At 59.8% G+C, this 13,770-nt stretch carries 14 protein-coding genes and 1 tRNA gene; 4 read left to right on the forward strand and 11 right to left on the reverse strand.

The window, feature by feature from the left end:
* The first annotated feature begins 81 nt into the window (after window positions 1-81).
* The 3 genes from ACSQ16_RS05125 (at window position 82) to ACSQ16_RS05135 (ending at window position 2,749) form a co-directional block, all read left to right on the forward strand.
* The gene (locus ACSQ16_RS05125; RefSeq protein WP_243261404.1) at window positions 82-849 is read left to right on the forward strand and encodes an ABC transporter ATP-binding protein; all 768 of its coding nucleotides are present in this window, start codon (window positions 82-84) and stop codon (window positions 847-849) included.
* Window positions 842-1,648: an ABC transporter permease gene (locus tag ACSQ16_RS05130; protein ID WP_208604083.1), complete on the forward strand. Its 807-nt coding sequence runs from the start codon at window positions 842-844 to the stop codon at window positions 1,646-1,648. The genes ACSQ16_RS05125 and ACSQ16_RS05130 overlap by 8 nt, the downstream gene beginning before the upstream one ends.
* A gap of 186 nt (window positions 1,649-1,834) precedes the next feature.
* On the forward strand, window positions 1,835-2,749 hold the full coding sequence (locus ACSQ16_RS05135) for a D-amino acid aminotransferase (protein WP_243261403.1): 915 nt from the start codon (window positions 1,835-1,837) through the stop codon (window positions 2,747-2,749).
* Window positions 2,750-2,792: 43 nt separating this feature from the next.
* On the opposite strand, the gene ACSQ16_RS05140 is transcribed toward ACSQ16_RS05135, so the two are convergent.
* From ACSQ16_RS05140 to ACSQ16_RS05175, 8 genes are read right to left on the reverse strand one after another with little or no spacing between them, the layout of a single operon-like run.
* Entirely contained in the window at window positions 2,793-4,202 is a 1,410-nt protein-coding gene (locus ACSQ16_RS05140) for a PepSY-associated TM helix domain-containing protein (protein ID WP_243261402.1), read from the reverse strand.
* A 40-nt stretch (window positions 4,203-4,242) separates the two neighbouring features.
* Entirely contained in the window at window positions 4,243-4,617 is a 375-nt protein-coding gene (locus ACSQ16_RS05145; protein WP_243261401.1) for a hypothetical protein, read from the reverse strand.
* Window positions 4,618-4,635: 18 nt separating this feature from the next.
* Entirely contained in the window at window positions 4,636-5,127 is a 492-nt protein-coding gene (locus ACSQ16_RS05150; protein ID WP_093928150.1) for a copper chaperone PCu(A)C, read from the reverse strand.
* 42 nt (window positions 5,128-5,169) lie between these two features.
* Window positions 5,170-5,682 (reverse strand): hypothetical protein, encoded by a 513-nt coding sequence (locus tag ACSQ16_RS05155; protein ID WP_243261400.1) that lies wholly within the window; start codon window positions 5,680-5,682, stop codon window positions 5,170-5,172.
* Window positions 5,683-5,709: 27 nt separating this feature from the next.
* A complete protein-coding gene (locus tag ACSQ16_RS05160; protein WP_243261399.1) occupies window positions 5,710-6,462 on the reverse strand; it encodes an iron ABC transporter ATP-binding protein in 753 nt (250 codons plus the stop codon).
* Window positions 6,459-7,403: an iron chelate uptake ABC transporter family permease subunit gene (locus ACSQ16_RS05165; RefSeq protein ID WP_243261398.1), complete on the reverse strand. Its 945-nt coding sequence runs from the start codon at window positions 7,401-7,403 to the stop codon at window positions 6,459-6,461. The genes ACSQ16_RS05160 and ACSQ16_RS05165 overlap by 4 nt, the downstream gene beginning before the upstream one ends.
* Window positions 7,393-8,340, reverse strand: a complete 948-nt coding sequence (locus tag ACSQ16_RS05170; RefSeq protein ID WP_093928154.1) for an ABC transporter permease — start codon at window positions 8,338-8,340, stop codon at window positions 7,393-7,395. Before ACSQ16_RS05170 ends, ACSQ16_RS05165 begins: the two co-directional genes overlap by 11 nt.
* Window positions 8,341-8,345: 5 nt before the next feature.
* Window positions 8,346-9,236 (reverse strand): siderophore ABC transporter substrate-binding protein, encoded by an 891-nt coding sequence (locus ACSQ16_RS05175; RefSeq protein ID WP_243261397.1) that lies wholly within the window; start codon window positions 9,234-9,236, stop codon window positions 8,346-8,348.
* A gap of 105 nt (window positions 9,237-9,341) precedes the next feature.
* On the opposite strand from ACSQ16_RS05175, the gene ACSQ16_RS05180 reads away from it, so the two are divergent.
* Complete coding sequence (locus ACSQ16_RS05180) at window positions 9,342-9,629, forward strand: DUF2218 domain-containing protein (RefSeq protein ID WP_243261396.1); 288 nt, start codon at window positions 9,342-9,344, stop codon at window positions 9,627-9,629.
* Window positions 9,630-9,712: 83 nt separating this feature from the next.
* On the opposite strand, the gene ACSQ16_RS05185 is transcribed toward ACSQ16_RS05180, so the two are convergent.
* The 3 genes from ACSQ16_RS05185 to ACSQ16_RS05195 form a co-directional block, all read right to left on the reverse strand.
* Complete coding sequence (locus ACSQ16_RS05185) at window positions 9,713-11,695, reverse strand: TonB-dependent receptor domain-containing protein (RefSeq protein WP_243261395.1); 1,983 nt, start codon at window positions 11,693-11,695, stop codon at window positions 9,713-9,715.
* A gap of 539 nt (window positions 11,696-12,234) precedes the next feature.
* Window positions 12,235-12,309 (reverse strand) — tRNA-Gln (locus ACSQ16_RS05190).
* Between the two features lie 62 nt (window positions 12,310-12,371).
* Entirely contained in the window at window positions 12,372-13,715 is a 1,344-nt protein-coding gene (locus tag ACSQ16_RS05195) for a mechanosensitive ion channel family protein (RefSeq protein ID WP_317405779.1), read from the reverse strand.
* Between the last annotated feature and the right edge of the window lie 55 nt (window positions 13,716-13,770).

Here is a 13,770-nt window from a genome sequence, read left to right on the forward strand (position 1 = left end):
GCGCGTCACCGGCGGCGGACGGCTGTCCTAGTGTGCGGATCGTACATTGCGTGCGCAGCGTTTTTGCTGAAAAAGGACGGCATGGACCTCAAGCTTTCCTCCGTCAGCCATTATTATGGCGATACCCAAGTGCTGCGTGATATCACGCTCGACATTCCCTCTGGCCAGATCGTTTGCATCGTTGGCCCCTCCGGCTGTGGCAAATCCACTCTGCTGCGCATGCTGGGCGGGTTGGAGCGGCCCAGCGAAGGCCGCGTGCTGCAAATGGGCGATGCGCCCGAGGGCTGTCTGAACCCGCTGACCTATATCTTTCAGGATTTCGCCCTGCTGCCGTGGCGCACGGTGCGCGGCAATGTGGCGCTGGTGCTGGAGGATCACGGGCTGGGCAAGGCGCAGCGCGAGGCGATCATCGCCGATGTGCTGGCGCGGACCAAGTTGACCGATTTTGCAGATGCCCTGCCCAAACAGCTTTCTGGCGGGATGAAACAGCGGGTGGCGATTGCCCGGGCGCTGGCGGTGAACCCCGCTGTGATGCTGATGGATGAGCCGCTGAGCGCGCTCGACAGCCAGACCCGCGAATTGCTGATGGATGACCTCGTGGCGCTTTGGACGCGGCAGCCTTTCACGGCGGTCTATGTGACCCACAACCTCGCCGAGGCCGTGCGGCTGGGGCATAAGATCGTCGTCCTGTCGCGCCGTCCGGGTGAGCTGCGTGAGGTGGTGGAGTTGGACATGCCACTGGTCGAGCGGCGCCACGGCGACCCGGTATTGGAGGCGCAGCAGCAGCACCTTTGGGGCTTGATGCGTGATGAGGCCGCGGCGGCGGATGCGGAGTTGATCGATGGCTGAAATGACGGATGCAAATGCCCGCGAGGTCACTTTTCGCGGCGGTGGTTTCCAGCCCGGCACGCGGCGGGGCGTGGGGCTTGCGGTCTTCGTGGTGCTGATCCTGCTGGCGGAATGGGGCACGCGCAGCGGCTTTATCTCGGCCCTGACGCTGCCTCGGCCCAGCGATGTGTTGCTAACGTTTCAAGAGCTTTATCAGTCGGGGATGTTGTTCAAACACCTCGGCCCCTCGTTGACCCGACTGGCCGTGGGCGCGCTGATCGGTGCCTCGCTGGGGATCGGGATTGGCGTGTTGATCGGGCTGTTTTCCTTGGCCCGCGCGGGTCTGGTGCCGCTGGTGGCGGCGATTTTCCCCATTCCCAAGATCGCGCTGTTGCCGCTGTTTGTGATTTGGTTCGGCATTGATGAGGCGAGTAAATACGCGCTCATCGCCTTTGGCACCTTCACGCCCACGGTGGTTGCGACCTATGCGGCGGTGGACAATGTGGACCGGGTGCTGATCCGCATGGGGCAGAGTTTCGGCCTCGGCTGGTGGTCGATTGTTTCGAAAATCGTGGTGCCCGGCGCGATGCCGGGGATCCTCTCGGGGCTGCGGATTTCGCTGACGATTGCGATTATTCTGTTGGTGGCGGCTGAGATGCTGGGCGCGGAATATGGGATCGGGGCGTATATTTTGCAGGCGGGGAGTCTGTATGATTTGGAGCGCCTGTTTGCAGGCGTGGTGATCCTGTCGCTGCTGGGCGTTGCGGTGTCTTCCGTGGTGGCTTTCGTTGAACGGCGTGTGTTGAACTGGCGGGTCTGAGGGTTTCGGAAGGGCCAGCGCCTACCCGGTCGCACCAAAGGTGCGCCAATATAGGCTGGCACGCCTCCGGCGTGACGTGCGGGCAGGCGATGGCCCGGCGCCTGCGGCTTGATTCCGGGCCCGGGGTGGCAACATCCATCCATTTGCGTATCAATGCTGCAACCGCCCTCACAAACGGACCCCACCATGACCGACCACACCACCACCCACGCAGCAGACGAAGACGCCCGCAACCGCGACATCAAGATCTACGTCAATGGCGACATCGTCCACCGGGATGAGGCCAAGGTCTCGGTCTATGACGCGGGCTTCATGCTGGGCGACGGCATTTGGGAGGGCATGCGCCTCTATAACGGGACATGGGCCTTCTTCGATGAGCATATGGACCGCTTCTTCAACTCCTGCAAAGCGATCTCGCTCGACGTGGGCATGGATAAGGCCGGCATCGCCGAAGCGCTGCGCCGCACGGCAGAGGCGAACGATATGCACGAGGACGTGCACTGCCGCCTGATGCTGACCCGCGGGATCAAGGACAAACCCTTCCAGCACCCCTCGCTCAGCACCACCGGGCCGACGCTGGTGATCATCATGGAGCATTCCAAGCCCGTGGACCGGCTGCAGTCCAAGGGCATTCGTCTGGCTTCGGTCCCGCAGGTCCGGGGCCTGCCGCACAGCCAAGACCCCAAGCTCAACAGCCATTCCAAGCTCAACTGCATCATCGCCTGCCTTCAGGCCGAGGAAGCGGGCGCGGATGAGGCGCTGATGCTCGACCCGCATGGTTTTGTGAACACCACCAACGCCTGCAACTTCTTCATCGTGCGCCGGGGCGAGGTTTGGACTTCGACCGGGGATTACTGCATGAACGGGGTGACGCGGCAGAAGGTGATCGACCTGTGCCATGAAAACGGCATTCCGATGCGGGAGAAGAACTTCGCGCTCTACGAGGCTTATGGCGCGGATGAGGCCTTTCTCACTGGCACCTTTGGGGCGCAGACCCCGGTGGCAGAGATTGACGGCAAGACCATCGGCAGCGGAGAACGGCCCGTCACCAAACGCATTCAGGCGCTTTATAAAGAACTGATCAAACAGCACACGGCCTGAGGGCCGCGAGGGTGCCCGCCCCCGCAAAGGGGCGGGCGGCATTTCAGGACACCATGCGTTTCAGCGCTGGAATACGGCGCAGCAGCAGCCAATCCAGCAGCCCGACGACCAGCAGGGTGATCCCCGCCATGGGAAAGGCCAGCGCCACGGCCAGTCCGACCACAACCGCGCCTTTCCACAGCGTCATGTTGCGCGGCGCAGGCGGGGCCGAAAGCCAGCCTGCCCGATTTGCCGGGCGGCGTTTCCACCACATCACCACGCCAGAGACGCAGAGAAAGATCACCGACAGACAAAACAGCGTATTGGCCAGAACGCTCGGCCAGCCCAGCGTGCCCATATGCAGCGCGATGCCCACGGCCATCGCCTTGCCCGCCAGCGAGTAATCCGCATAGCGCACATCGGCGAGGATATTGCCCGTGTGCTGATCAATATGCACCGTGCGGTCGCTGGTGGGGTCGGTCGCATCGGTGTTCATCGTATCCCGGCTCAGGCTCCAGACACCCTCTTCGCCCTGCGGCAGGTTCATCTGATAGCGCGCATCAAAGCCGATCTGCCGTGCCAGCGCATCGATTGTGTCAAGCGTGGCAGGCGTGCCTTCGGCGAGTCCTGCGACACCGGCATCACTGCCAGAGGCGGGCATTGGTGTCTGCTCCAACGCCCAAGGCACTTCTTTCGGGCCGTGGTTCATCTTGGCGTGGATGTCATCAGACAGCGGGGCATCCCACTTCTCTGCTGGGAATTGGCTCCATGCCTGGACCATTTTCTCCCCCCAGACACCGGCCCATGACAGGCCCGAGATCAGGAAGAAGAACAACACGACCGACACCCAAAGACCGATCGCCCCGTGCAGAGATTTCCACAAGGTACGACCACGGCTCAGTCGCGGCAGCAGCGCTGCGCGCCAGCCGGTGTCGCGCGGCCACCACAGGTAGAGCCCGGTCGCAATCAGCACCATCCCAAGCGAGGCCGCAATCTCGATCATGCGGTCGCCTGTGACGCCAAGCAGCAGGTTGGCGTGGATGTTATCGGCCATGTCATACCAGCCACTGCGGCGCGGGAAACTGGCGAGAATCTCGGCGGTATAGGGATCGACGGCGACCATCGTCGCCACATCATTCACATCCACCCGAAAGATCGCGGCCAAGTCGTCGGCGCGGGGGGCGACATATTGGACGAGCGTGCCGCCCTCTATGCTGGCCTGTGCAGCGGCCGCCTGTTCCGAGACAGCAAGCGGTGCGTCTTGGGGCATCACAGAGATACGCTCCCCATCACGCCCGCCGACAAAAGCGATCCAAAGCATCACCAACCCGGTGAGGGCCAGCATTATGAAAAAAGGGATGACGTAGAGCCCAGCGTAGAAGTGCCAGCGCCAAGCGGCGCGGTAGAAACTGTTCGTGCGTTGCGTATTGTCGTTTTGCAGGGCCGCGGCGCCTGCGGGATCGATAGAAACCATTAAATTGGTCCTCTGACTGAATTGATTTGTAAGGTGGACGTCAGAGGGTTTTTGGCGGCGCACGCGCGCGTTTGCTTGCGCTGGGGCGCGGTTTTGGCTGTGTGATCACGGCCGGCGGTAGGGCAGGGGCCGGGTAAAAGTTGACGGTTCGAGGCTGCAATTCCAGCGCTGTCCGAACCTCGGCAACGAGGTGCTGGTTCCAGTCGCAGGGCTTATGCTCAGGCGTGATCGGTTCGCCGTCGGGGCCGATGGTCACGGTCTTCACCCCGTAACCGGTGCACAAGACTATGGTCAGCCCGCCTTGCTGGCGATCTGGCATGGTTCCCGGCGCAAGCGCCGAGAACGCCCCGAAAAACAGCACCAAAGCCCAGAGGCAGAGGTGCTGAAGGGGGCCGGTCAACGCCCTACGGCGCATTTTCGGTATTTTCAGGGTTTAGTTTTCGTGCGCGTGCGAGGAATGTTCCATATCGCCGGCGCTATGACCCCGGCGGCTTTCGACGTTGAAGGTCACGTCCAGCGTCCCGGCTTTTTCAAAGGTCAGGGTGGCAGGAATTTTCTCACCTTCCTCGAAAGGGTCGCCATCTAGGCCCATGAACATGACGTGCAGACCGCCGGGCTTAAGCGTGACGGTCTCACCCGCAGGCAGGTTGATCCCCTCGACATGCGACATGCGCGCCACGCCCATGTCATCGGTCGTTGTCTCATGGAGGGAAACTTCGTCGAAACCTTCAGCGCTTACTGCGAGCAGGCGGTCGGATGTATCGCCATTGTTGGTGATGGTGAGATACCCTCCGCCAACGCGGGCTGTCTTGGGGGTTTCAAAGGCCATGGGGTGATCAACGACGATACCGCCCGCGTTGTATTCATGTGCGGCGGCAGGCAGGGCGAAAAGGGCAGCCAAGGCTGCTATAATGATGGTTTTCATGTGATGTTCCATTGTCTGATAAATTGCTTAACGGGCGATTAATCAGACAAAGGGCGGCCCGCGGACCGGGGGCGGTGCCCCGGCTGGACTGCGCGGCGCACCAAGGGCGCGAGCCGCACGGGGCGCGGCAATGCCCATCTTTTCAGCGGGAAGTAAGACATTGGCCAAAGTCGGCAGCATCAACGCGCTGACGATCCGGCAGGCTTCGCAATCCAGCGCTGCATGGCCTTGGCCGTCCAACGGCCCATCGCAAAGGTCGCTTAGCGTGCCGCCCGCTTGGATAAAGGCGATAAACGCAGGGTCTTGCTGAGTTTGCGCGGTGGAACGATGCGCAAATGGCAGGCTGGCGAAGGCCAAAACCAGCAAAAGGGTCAGGGTGACCCGAAGCGAAGATATGCGCGAAGCGGCGGACATAGGGCGTGATAACGCGAAGGGCTGCGCAAGGCTATAGCGCGGAGCAATCTGCGACGTGTTGTCGTAGGGCGGGGTGCTGCGCGGTGGGTCTTGGGGAAGCAGTGTTGGTTTGGTTAGCCGTCGGAAAGATATGGTCGACATTGCCGGCTCAACGCGAAGCGGGCCTCATCAAACTGCCACCACCACTTTATCACCGATATGGTGGACGCTGGCGGAGGTGCCGTAGACCTCCAAAAGCATCGCTTCGGTTACGACTTCGACCGCTGCGCCTTGATGCGTAATTCGCCCGTCTTTCATCGCGACGATCTGATCTGCATAGGCGGCGGCATAGTTGATGTCATGGAGCACGATGACGATGGTCCGTCCATGATTGCGCGCGAGGTCTTGCAATGTGCGCATGAGGTTGCGCGAGGCGGCGATATCGAGATTGTTCAACGGCTCATCCAGCAGGATATAGTCGGTCTCCTGTGCGAAAGTCATGGCCACCTGCGCGCGCTGCCGTTGCCCGCCTGACAGGGTATCAAGCCGCCGCTCTGCAAGGGGCAGCAGATCAAAGGTCGCCAGCGCGGCCTCTACCTTTTCGTCGTCTTCTGCTGTGGGGCGACCCTTGTGATAGGGATAGCGGCCAAATCCCACCAATTCGCGCACCGTCAGCAGCGGCGCGGCATCGCTGGCCTGCGGCAAGATAGCGAGCCGCCGAGCTAGTACATCATTCGCGCAGACGCCAATTTGCAGATCGTCGACCATGATCTGCCCCTGCTGCAAAGGAATCAGCCGCGCGATCAACGATAGAAGTGTCGATTTCCCAGCTCCGTTCGGCCCAATAAGCGCGGTTACACCGCCCGATTGCAGCGTCAGGTCAATCTCGCGCAGGGTCGGTTTGCCGTCTCGGTCGTGGTTCAGGTCACGGATGGCGATCATCTGGGTTTTCTCCGCAACAGGAGGGTCAGGAAAACAAGGCCGCCGAGCACATCAACGATTACGATCAGCGGCATTGTGGATTGTAGGGCGCGCTCCAACACCATTTGCCCACCGACCAAAGTGATCGCTGAGACCAAGCCCGCGGAGGGCAGCAAGATACGATGCGATATCACCGGTGTAATTTGCCGCGCAACGCTTACCACCAACAAGCCAAGGAACGCCATCGGACCAACAAGGGCCGTCGAAACTGAGACGAGGATCGACACAAGGACCAGCACCTGAAACATGCCGCTCTTTGGAGCCTCGCCAAGGTTGATGGCGCTTTCATCGCCCAGCGACAGCACGTCAAGCCGGTGCCGCATGCGCCAAGCCGCAAATAGCGCAGCGCCGGTCAACGCGGCAGCGAGGGTTAACAGCTCGGTGTCGACCCTGCCGAACCGCGCAAAGGAATTCGCCTGAACGACCATGAATTCATTGGGATCAATGATGCGTTGCAAGAAACTGGTGACTGAACGAAACAACCCCGCAAAGATGATGCCGGTCAGGATCATGCGGAAAAGGTCATGTCCGCCACGGCGCAAAAGCGTGCCAAAAAGCGCCAGCGCCGCTCCCATCAACAGCAACGTATTCACGATGAACTGTGCGATCTCGGGGAGTTGCGTGAAGCTTTGACCGCCAAGAATAAAGATCAGCACAGTAAGGGTCAGCAGATAGAGTGCGTCAAACCCCATGACCGAAGGCGTCAGGATGTGGTTGCGGGTGATCGTCTGGAACAGCACGGTGGCCGTCGAGACCGAGATGGCGAGCAGCAGCAAGGCGATCAATTTGTTGGCGCGAAACGACAGCACAAAACCCCAATTACCCCGCGCGCCCAGCCCGAGGTAAAGTGCGATGCAAAGGCAAAGCACCGCCAGAAGCCACCACAGACGCTTAGGATACATGGCGTTTGGGTCCGTGCAGCAGCCACAAGAACAGCAAGGCGCCGACCACGCCAAAGACTGTGCCAACCGGAATTTCGTAAGGGTAGCGGATCAAACGTCCAAGAATGTCACAGAGCAAAACGAGGGTGGCACCGGTCATTGCAGTGAGCGGCAAGCTGCGGCGCAGATTGTCACCGGCCAGCCGCGCGACGATGTTGGGCACCACAAGCCCCACAAAGGGGATCAGTCCCACCGTGACAACCGTCAACGCGGTGACGATAGAAATGGCCAGCAGCCCCAGCACCATGGTCTGCCTATAGTTCAAGCCAAGATTGATGCTGGCGGTACGCCCCATGCCAATGATCGCGAATTGATCCGCGGCGAGATAGGCAAGCGCCGCCACCAGCGCCACCAGCCAGAGCAGCTCATACCGGCCCTGCAAAACGCCGGAGAATTCTCCATTCATCCAGATTTCGACATATTGCAGCAGGTCTGCTTGATAAGCGATGAAGGTGACCGCCGCGCCAAGTATGCCACCGTAGATCAGCCCGACAAGCGCCACCAGCAAGGGCTGTGTTGGCGGAAGGCGTTGCACAATCGCCAGAAACCCCGCGCTCGCCCCAAGGGCGGTTAGCGAGGCGAGGACCATTTTCACAAGGATAGACGCGCCCGGTGCAAATAGCGTGACCAACAGAATGCCAAGGGCCGCGCCCTGACCTGTCCCGGCGGTCATCGGTTCCACGAAACGGTTGCGCACCAGCATTTGCATGATCGCACCGCTGACCGCCAATGCACCGCCTGAAATGATGACGGCGATGGTCCGTGGTGCCCGGCTGACCACAAGCAGTTCCACGGCACCCGGATCGCTCCAGAGGGCTGCCCACGACAGGTCAATCACCCCGACAAAAAGCGAGGTGATCGACAAAATCACAAGAAGACATGCCAGGGCCAGCGCCACGGGATTTACTGCTCTGCCAAGGCGGCGTTGATTTCATCCAGCGTGAGGTTCATCGACTGAATGCCGCCACCAGCGATGTAGATTGGTGCTGCACTCAAATGCACAACTTGGCCGGATTTCCATGCGGAGGTCTCATGCACCAAAGCATTGTCCAGCGTCGCGTGCGCACCTTCGCTTTCTTGACCGATGGCGGCCATACGGTCGATCACCAGCAGGATGTCGGGGTTGGCCTCGCGGATAAATTCAAAGCTGATCGCCTCGCCATGGTCGGTCATTTGGACGTCTTCCACGGCCTCGGGCAGGCCAAGCGCCTCATGCAGCCAACCAAAACGCCCGCCCGTGCCGTATGCACTGATCTTGGGGCCATTCGTCATCACGATCAGAGCGGTGCCTTTGCCCGCCAGCGCCTCTTTGGTCTCGGACAATTTGGTTTGAAAATCAGCGGCGAGGGCTGCGGCCTGTTCTTCTTTGTCAAAGATTTCGCCATAGGTGGCAAGCCGGGCAAGTCCTTCGCCGATGGTGTCCTCCCAGATGGTCATATCGAGTGTCGGCGCGATGCGGGCAAGCTCGGGCACCTGTTCAGAGCTGCGGCCACCGGCGATGATCAGGTCGGGGTTCAACGCAAAAAGCGCCTCGAAGTCCGGCTCGAAAAGGGAGCCGACAACATCGGTGCCAGCGGCGGCGGCCTCAAGATAAGACAGGTAGACTGGGCGCACCATTCCTTGCGGTTTCACGCCAAGCGCAGTGAGGCTGTCAAGCGCGGCCAAATCAAATACCGCGACCGTTTCGGGGGAATGGGGCGCGTCCACAGGGCCTCGGGCGGTCTCAACCGACCTTGTTTCTGCAAAGGCGGGCGGGGCAAGCAGAAGGGCAATCAGGGCTAGGGGTTTTATCATAGCGGTAGGGCTTTCGTGAGAGAGAGAACGGGGGGAGGGCCGGTGTTTACCATCCCAATGGCGCGTCGTAGGACTTGCAGACAACTTGAATCTGGAGAGCGCGCTATGCCGACGACAACGGGGTTTTACGAGACCGAAAACGGCTCGAAATACTTGCAGCAGCTGTGCAAACACTTTGGCCATAAGGTCGAGACATCCTTTGATCCGCATAAGGGCTGGGTGGCGTTTGAGATGGGCACCGCGTATCTGAGCGCCACTGATGGCGGTCTCACCGTGACCGCGACAGTAGAAGACGCGAAAGCGGTGCAAATGGTGCATGATGTCATTGACCGTCACTTGGAGAAATTTGCCTTTCGCGAACCAGAGAAAACGATGGTTTGGACGGTCGAATAGGTCGACTTTAATAGCAATACCCGGCGCCAATTGTGGCGCCGGGAGCGGATCAAAGCGTCGTTTGACCAACGATTAAGAGTAGATCAAAAGACGATCTCGGCGCTTACACGGATGGAGCGGCCCGGTTCGGTCAGCGGCTCCACTTCGCCTACAAACTCTTGCCCATAGGTGGCGCGGCTGGTGTATTGCTCATCAAAGAGGTTATTCACCTCGGCCCGCAGGGTCAGATTGTCCATACGCTTGGGCGTGTATTCGGCAAAGACGTTGGCGATTGTATAGCCATCAAGCTCTGCTCCACGTCCACCCGTATCCGAGTCGTAAGTATCGTCAAAGTCGAAGGCGACTTGGACATCGCCGCCCAAAAGAACGCCGTTGTTAAGACGGTGCGCAACTTGGAAGGTCAGGAAATCTCCCATCGGCATCGTCAGGTAGTTGCCGACATAGGAGTCCGAAGAACGGCCGTTGATTTCGGTATCGATGCGGGCGAAACCGGCGCGGAAGAAGCCATCCTCCCATGCGGTGCCGAGACCAAGCTCAAAGCCACGGGATTGCACGTCTGCCGACAAGGCAGGACCACCGCCCCAAGTGGCAGCGCGAGCATTGTCAATGTTGGTGGCAAAGATCTTACCGTCAACGATCCATGCTCCCAAGGCGTAGTTTGCCGCGATGTAAAGGTTGTCGGCGGTGACTTCTTCGATGTCGGATGTAGAGTAGTCCCAAGCAGGGTTGAGAATGTAGTTCTCTGCCAGTTCTAGACCGCCCCAAACATGGGAGTAGCCCGCGCTGACGGTCAGCTCGTTCGAGATATCGTATTCGCCCGAGATATTGCCCGACAGACCGGATTCAGACTGCGAAGAACCATCGGTGCCTTCGAAATCCTGAAAATCAGCCCGCGCGCCGAAAGAAAGCCGCGCATTGCTGCTGGGCTCCATCCGCGCTTGGGCAAAAAGGCCGATGTTGTTTAGTTTTTCACGAGCCGTCTCACGCGCGCCGGACGCAATGGCGAGATAGTCCAGATCGGCTTCGTCAGCGTAGAAATCCAAACCTGTGTTCAGTTCACCCCAGCTAAGTTCAAAACGGTTCGAGAGTTCGCCGTTCAGGCTTACGGTCTCACCTTGGGTGACCGAATTGGTTGACAGGTCCGTCTCGTCATTGACCAATTCCGTGCCGCTATAGGCCAGCCGCGCGGTAGGGTTCCACATGGCCGTCGGCGTGGTGTCGCTATAGCTCAAGACAATGTTGGTCCGCTCCAGATCATAGGGACGCTCTGCCGGGAGGGGGCGGCCACCAAAGATGGTGCCGATATTGGCGCGATAGGGGCGGATTTCATCGTCGACCACACGCTCGTAGGATAGCTCGACCCGGTCGCCAGTTTGGGCTTCGTAGGCCAGTTTTCCAAGCCCGCTAAGAAGATCGGTGCCAGAGCCGATGATATCGTCGCCGTTGCCATCTTCACGCAGGCCGCCATCAGCTACCTTTGCAAAGCCAAGGTATTCAAACCCCCCTTCGCGGCCGTACAGCGTTAGACTGTTCGAAAAGATGTCGCCATTGCTATCATATTCAAACTTGTAGCGTCCGCCAAACGTCTCGTCCGCAGCCAGCAGATCGCTGGCGTCTTTAGTTTCATAGGCCAGCGCGCCACCCAAAGCACCGGGTCCGGCATCTGCGGGGGCCACACCGGGATCGACACGGGCGGCTTTCAACAGGGCGGGGTCGATCAGCGTGGTTGTGTTGTGGTGGAAAACCTTGTTGTTCTGCCGCGCCCCGTCGATAGAGATGGCGAGGTTGTTCTCTTCAATGCCGTTCACATAGACCTTCTGTGACATCGGAATGGAGCTGCCCACAGCAATGGTGGGCTCGGCTACAAAAAGCTCTGACAGGTCGGCAGGGTTGCTCAGCGCCAAGCCCTCGCTTGAGACTGAAATGGTGTCTTCTTCCATCCCTGGCACGGATGGCATTTCCAAAACGATAGTTCCCAAAAATGCTTCTTCACTGTTGCTCTGCGCCTGACCTGCGGCGGGTATCATCCCTGCGGCGAGGCAAGCAAATGCGTGTGTTGTCTTCATTAGTTTCCCCTTAATAAAAAGGCTTACAGCCGGCCAATCAACCAACTGAAGCTGCTATTTAGGCGATTCCTTATAGAAACTGTCAGGAATCTCAAGGGGGATAGTCAGGTCATCAAAGTGTTTAGCTATTTTGACTGATTCTGTGCCTTTACAGACATAGTCCGGAGGGAAAGGAGCGCGAGTTCCGCGGGCTTGCGGCAGGTCGCAGCTACTCGTGCTTGCCCATCCCCCGGACGGACTTGTTGTACGGGCTCTGTGATGGGGCTGCTAAGAACGGTGTAGCGATTGAGCATTGCGACGCTGGCCAGGGTCTCTGTAACCGCAACAAACTTTCCACCAATCCGATCGCCTGCCAAACGGGCACTCCGAACTGCACCTTCAGGGTGAGACAGGTCGAGATCAGAATATTACTGAGTTAGCACTGGCGACCACACCTGCCTGTCGGCGATGGCGTGCAGATCATCCGGATTCATGAAGTGATCCCAGCATGGACTTGTGCGGCGAAGCCCAAGGGCGAGTAGTTGATTTTTAAGGTGTGTTGGCTGGGATGGTAGGATTCGAACCTACGGTACACTGTACCAAAAACAGTTGCCTTACCACTTGGCTACATCCCAACACAGGGCGCTAATTAGAGTTCTCTGGCCCGGGGTGCAAGACCCGTTTTTGATAAATTAGCCTATTCTTCGGCTGCATCAACAGAGAGCAGGTCTTCACGGGGCAATTCGGCACGTTCCTGCGCTACGATGCGGGTCAATTCACGGTCAGCCTGCGCTTCAACTGGCTGTACGGGGGCGGGATTGGCTCTCTCCGTTGGCGATTGAGGCGAATCTTTCCGCTCGGTGCTGGACGATTCGCTTTGCGTTATCAATCGGTAGGCCGGAGGCTGTGCGGTAAGCCCTGCCGCGTCGAAGGCGGTCAATGTCAGGCGAATCGCTTCGCTGCGCGCGGCGGCCAGATCGGTGGTCTCTTGGTTGATCCAAGCGGCGAATTGCATGTTGATCCAGTGATCGGCCACCTCTTCAACCCATGCGGCGGCTTCGGGGGAGAGGAGGACGAAATGCAGGTCATTCAGCACCTCCAGCGCCAATTCCCGGGCGCGGGCCAGATCGGCGTCGCTGGCCACCGAGAGGGTAAAGGTGAACCGCCGCTCGGCATTGCGTGAGTAGTTGATGATGCGGCTTTTAAAGACCGTCGCGTTCGGAATGCGCACATGGTTGCCATCGTAGCTGAGCAGGATCGTGGCGCGGCTGGTCAGGCGGATCACCTTGCCGGTGTCGCCATCAATCTCGACCGTGTCATTGGGGCGAAACGGTTGTCGGATCGACAGCATGACGGAGGCAATGAAATTCTCCACCGTGTCACGCACCGCAAAACCGATGGCGAGGCCGACGATCCCCGCCGCACCAAGGATGCCCGAGAGAAGCGCCGTTGCGCCGAGGATATCAAGCGCCACGACTAGGGCCGCGATGATAAAGGCCAGACGGATGATCTGGCGGTAAATATCTGCGATAAAGGCGTTGGGGGCGAGCCGCTCCCACGGGTTGCGCAGCCGCGCTAGTGCCAGTCCGACAACGACGATCAGGGCAAAGACCCCAAGCGCCACTAGGGCCAGCGGAAGGAAAGCCACGGCCTGCTCCATCCGGTCGCGGAAGCGGTCCACTGCAGGGTTGAGCCGTTCGGACACATCGGTGCTTTCGCGGACCTCGTTACGGATCGCCACCACCCCTTCGACACGGCCTGCGAGCTCGCTCAGACGTGCGGCGCTAGCGGCATCGAGCGTGGTGCCGCGCAGGGTGACGATGCCGGAAGAGACGGAGACGCTGACCTTCTCAAACCCATCAAGCTCGCGCAGGATGGCGCGGATCCGGTTGGCGATGGCGGCATCTGCTGTGGCGTCCCCTTCGACGGCGATGGTGCCTTCGGGCTGGTCGTTGTCCTGCGCCGAGGCAGGGGCCAGCGGCAGAGCCAGAAGCAGAAGCAGACACAAGAGCAGGCGGAGTAGGGCAGTGATCAGGCGCATGGGGGTCTCCGTCAACGAACGAGGCCGCCGCCCCTCCGTGAGGGCGGTGACTTGG

This window comes from Sulfitobacter sp. SH24 (genome assembly GCF_965641895.1).
In the GTDB taxonomy this organism is placed as follows: Bacteria; Pseudomonadota; Alphaproteobacteria; order Rhodobacterales; family Rhodobacteraceae; genus Sulfitobacter; species Sulfitobacter dubius.

Coding starts and splice junctions, on each gene's coding strand:
- ACSQ16_RS05125 (WP_243261404.1), top strand. CDS start 82: ATGGACCTCAAGCTTTCCTCCGTCAGCCATTATTATGGCGATACCCAA.
- ACSQ16_RS05130 (WP_208604083.1), top strand. CDS start 842: ATGGCTGAAATGACGGATGCAAATGCCCGCGAGGTCACTTTTCGCGGC.
- ACSQ16_RS05135 (WP_243261403.1), top strand. CDS start 1,835: ATGACCGACCACACCACCACCCACGCAGCAGACGAAGACGCCCGCAAC.
- ACSQ16_RS05140 (WP_243261402.1), bottom strand. CDS start 4,202: ATGGTTTCTATCGATCCCGCAGGCGCCGCGGCCCTGCAAAACGACAAT.
- ACSQ16_RS05145 (WP_243261401.1), bottom strand. CDS start 4,617: ATGCGCCGTAGGGCGTTGACCGGCCCCCTTCAGCACCTCTGCCTCTGG.
- ACSQ16_RS05150 (WP_093928150.1), bottom strand. CDS start 5,127: ATGAAAACCATCATTATAGCAGCCTTGGCTGCCCTTTTCGCCCTGCCT.
- ACSQ16_RS05155 (WP_243261400.1), bottom strand. CDS start 5,682: ATGTCGACCATATCTTTCCGACGGCTAACCAAACCAACACTGCTTCCC.
- ACSQ16_RS05160 (WP_243261399.1), bottom strand. CDS start 6,462: ATGATCGCCATCCGTGACCTGAACCACGACCGAGACGGCAAACCGACC.
- ACSQ16_RS05165 (WP_243261398.1), bottom strand. CDS start 7,403: ATGTATCCTAAGCGTCTGTGGTGGCTTCTGGCGGTGCTTTGCCTTTGC.
- ACSQ16_RS05175 (WP_243261397.1), bottom strand. CDS start 9,236: ATGATAAAACCCCTAGCCCTGATTGCCCTTCTGCTTGCCCCGCCCGCC.
- ACSQ16_RS05180 (WP_243261396.1), top strand. CDS start 9,342: ATGCCGACGACAACGGGGTTTTACGAGACCGAAAACGGCTCGAAATAC.
- ACSQ16_RS05185 (WP_243261395.1), bottom strand. CDS start 11,695: ATGAAGACAACACACGCATTTGCTTGCCTCGCCGCAGGGATGATACCC.
- ACSQ16_RS05195 (WP_317405779.1), bottom strand. CDS start 13,715: ATGCGCCTGATCACTGCCCTACTCCGCCTGCTCTTGTGTCTGCTTCTG.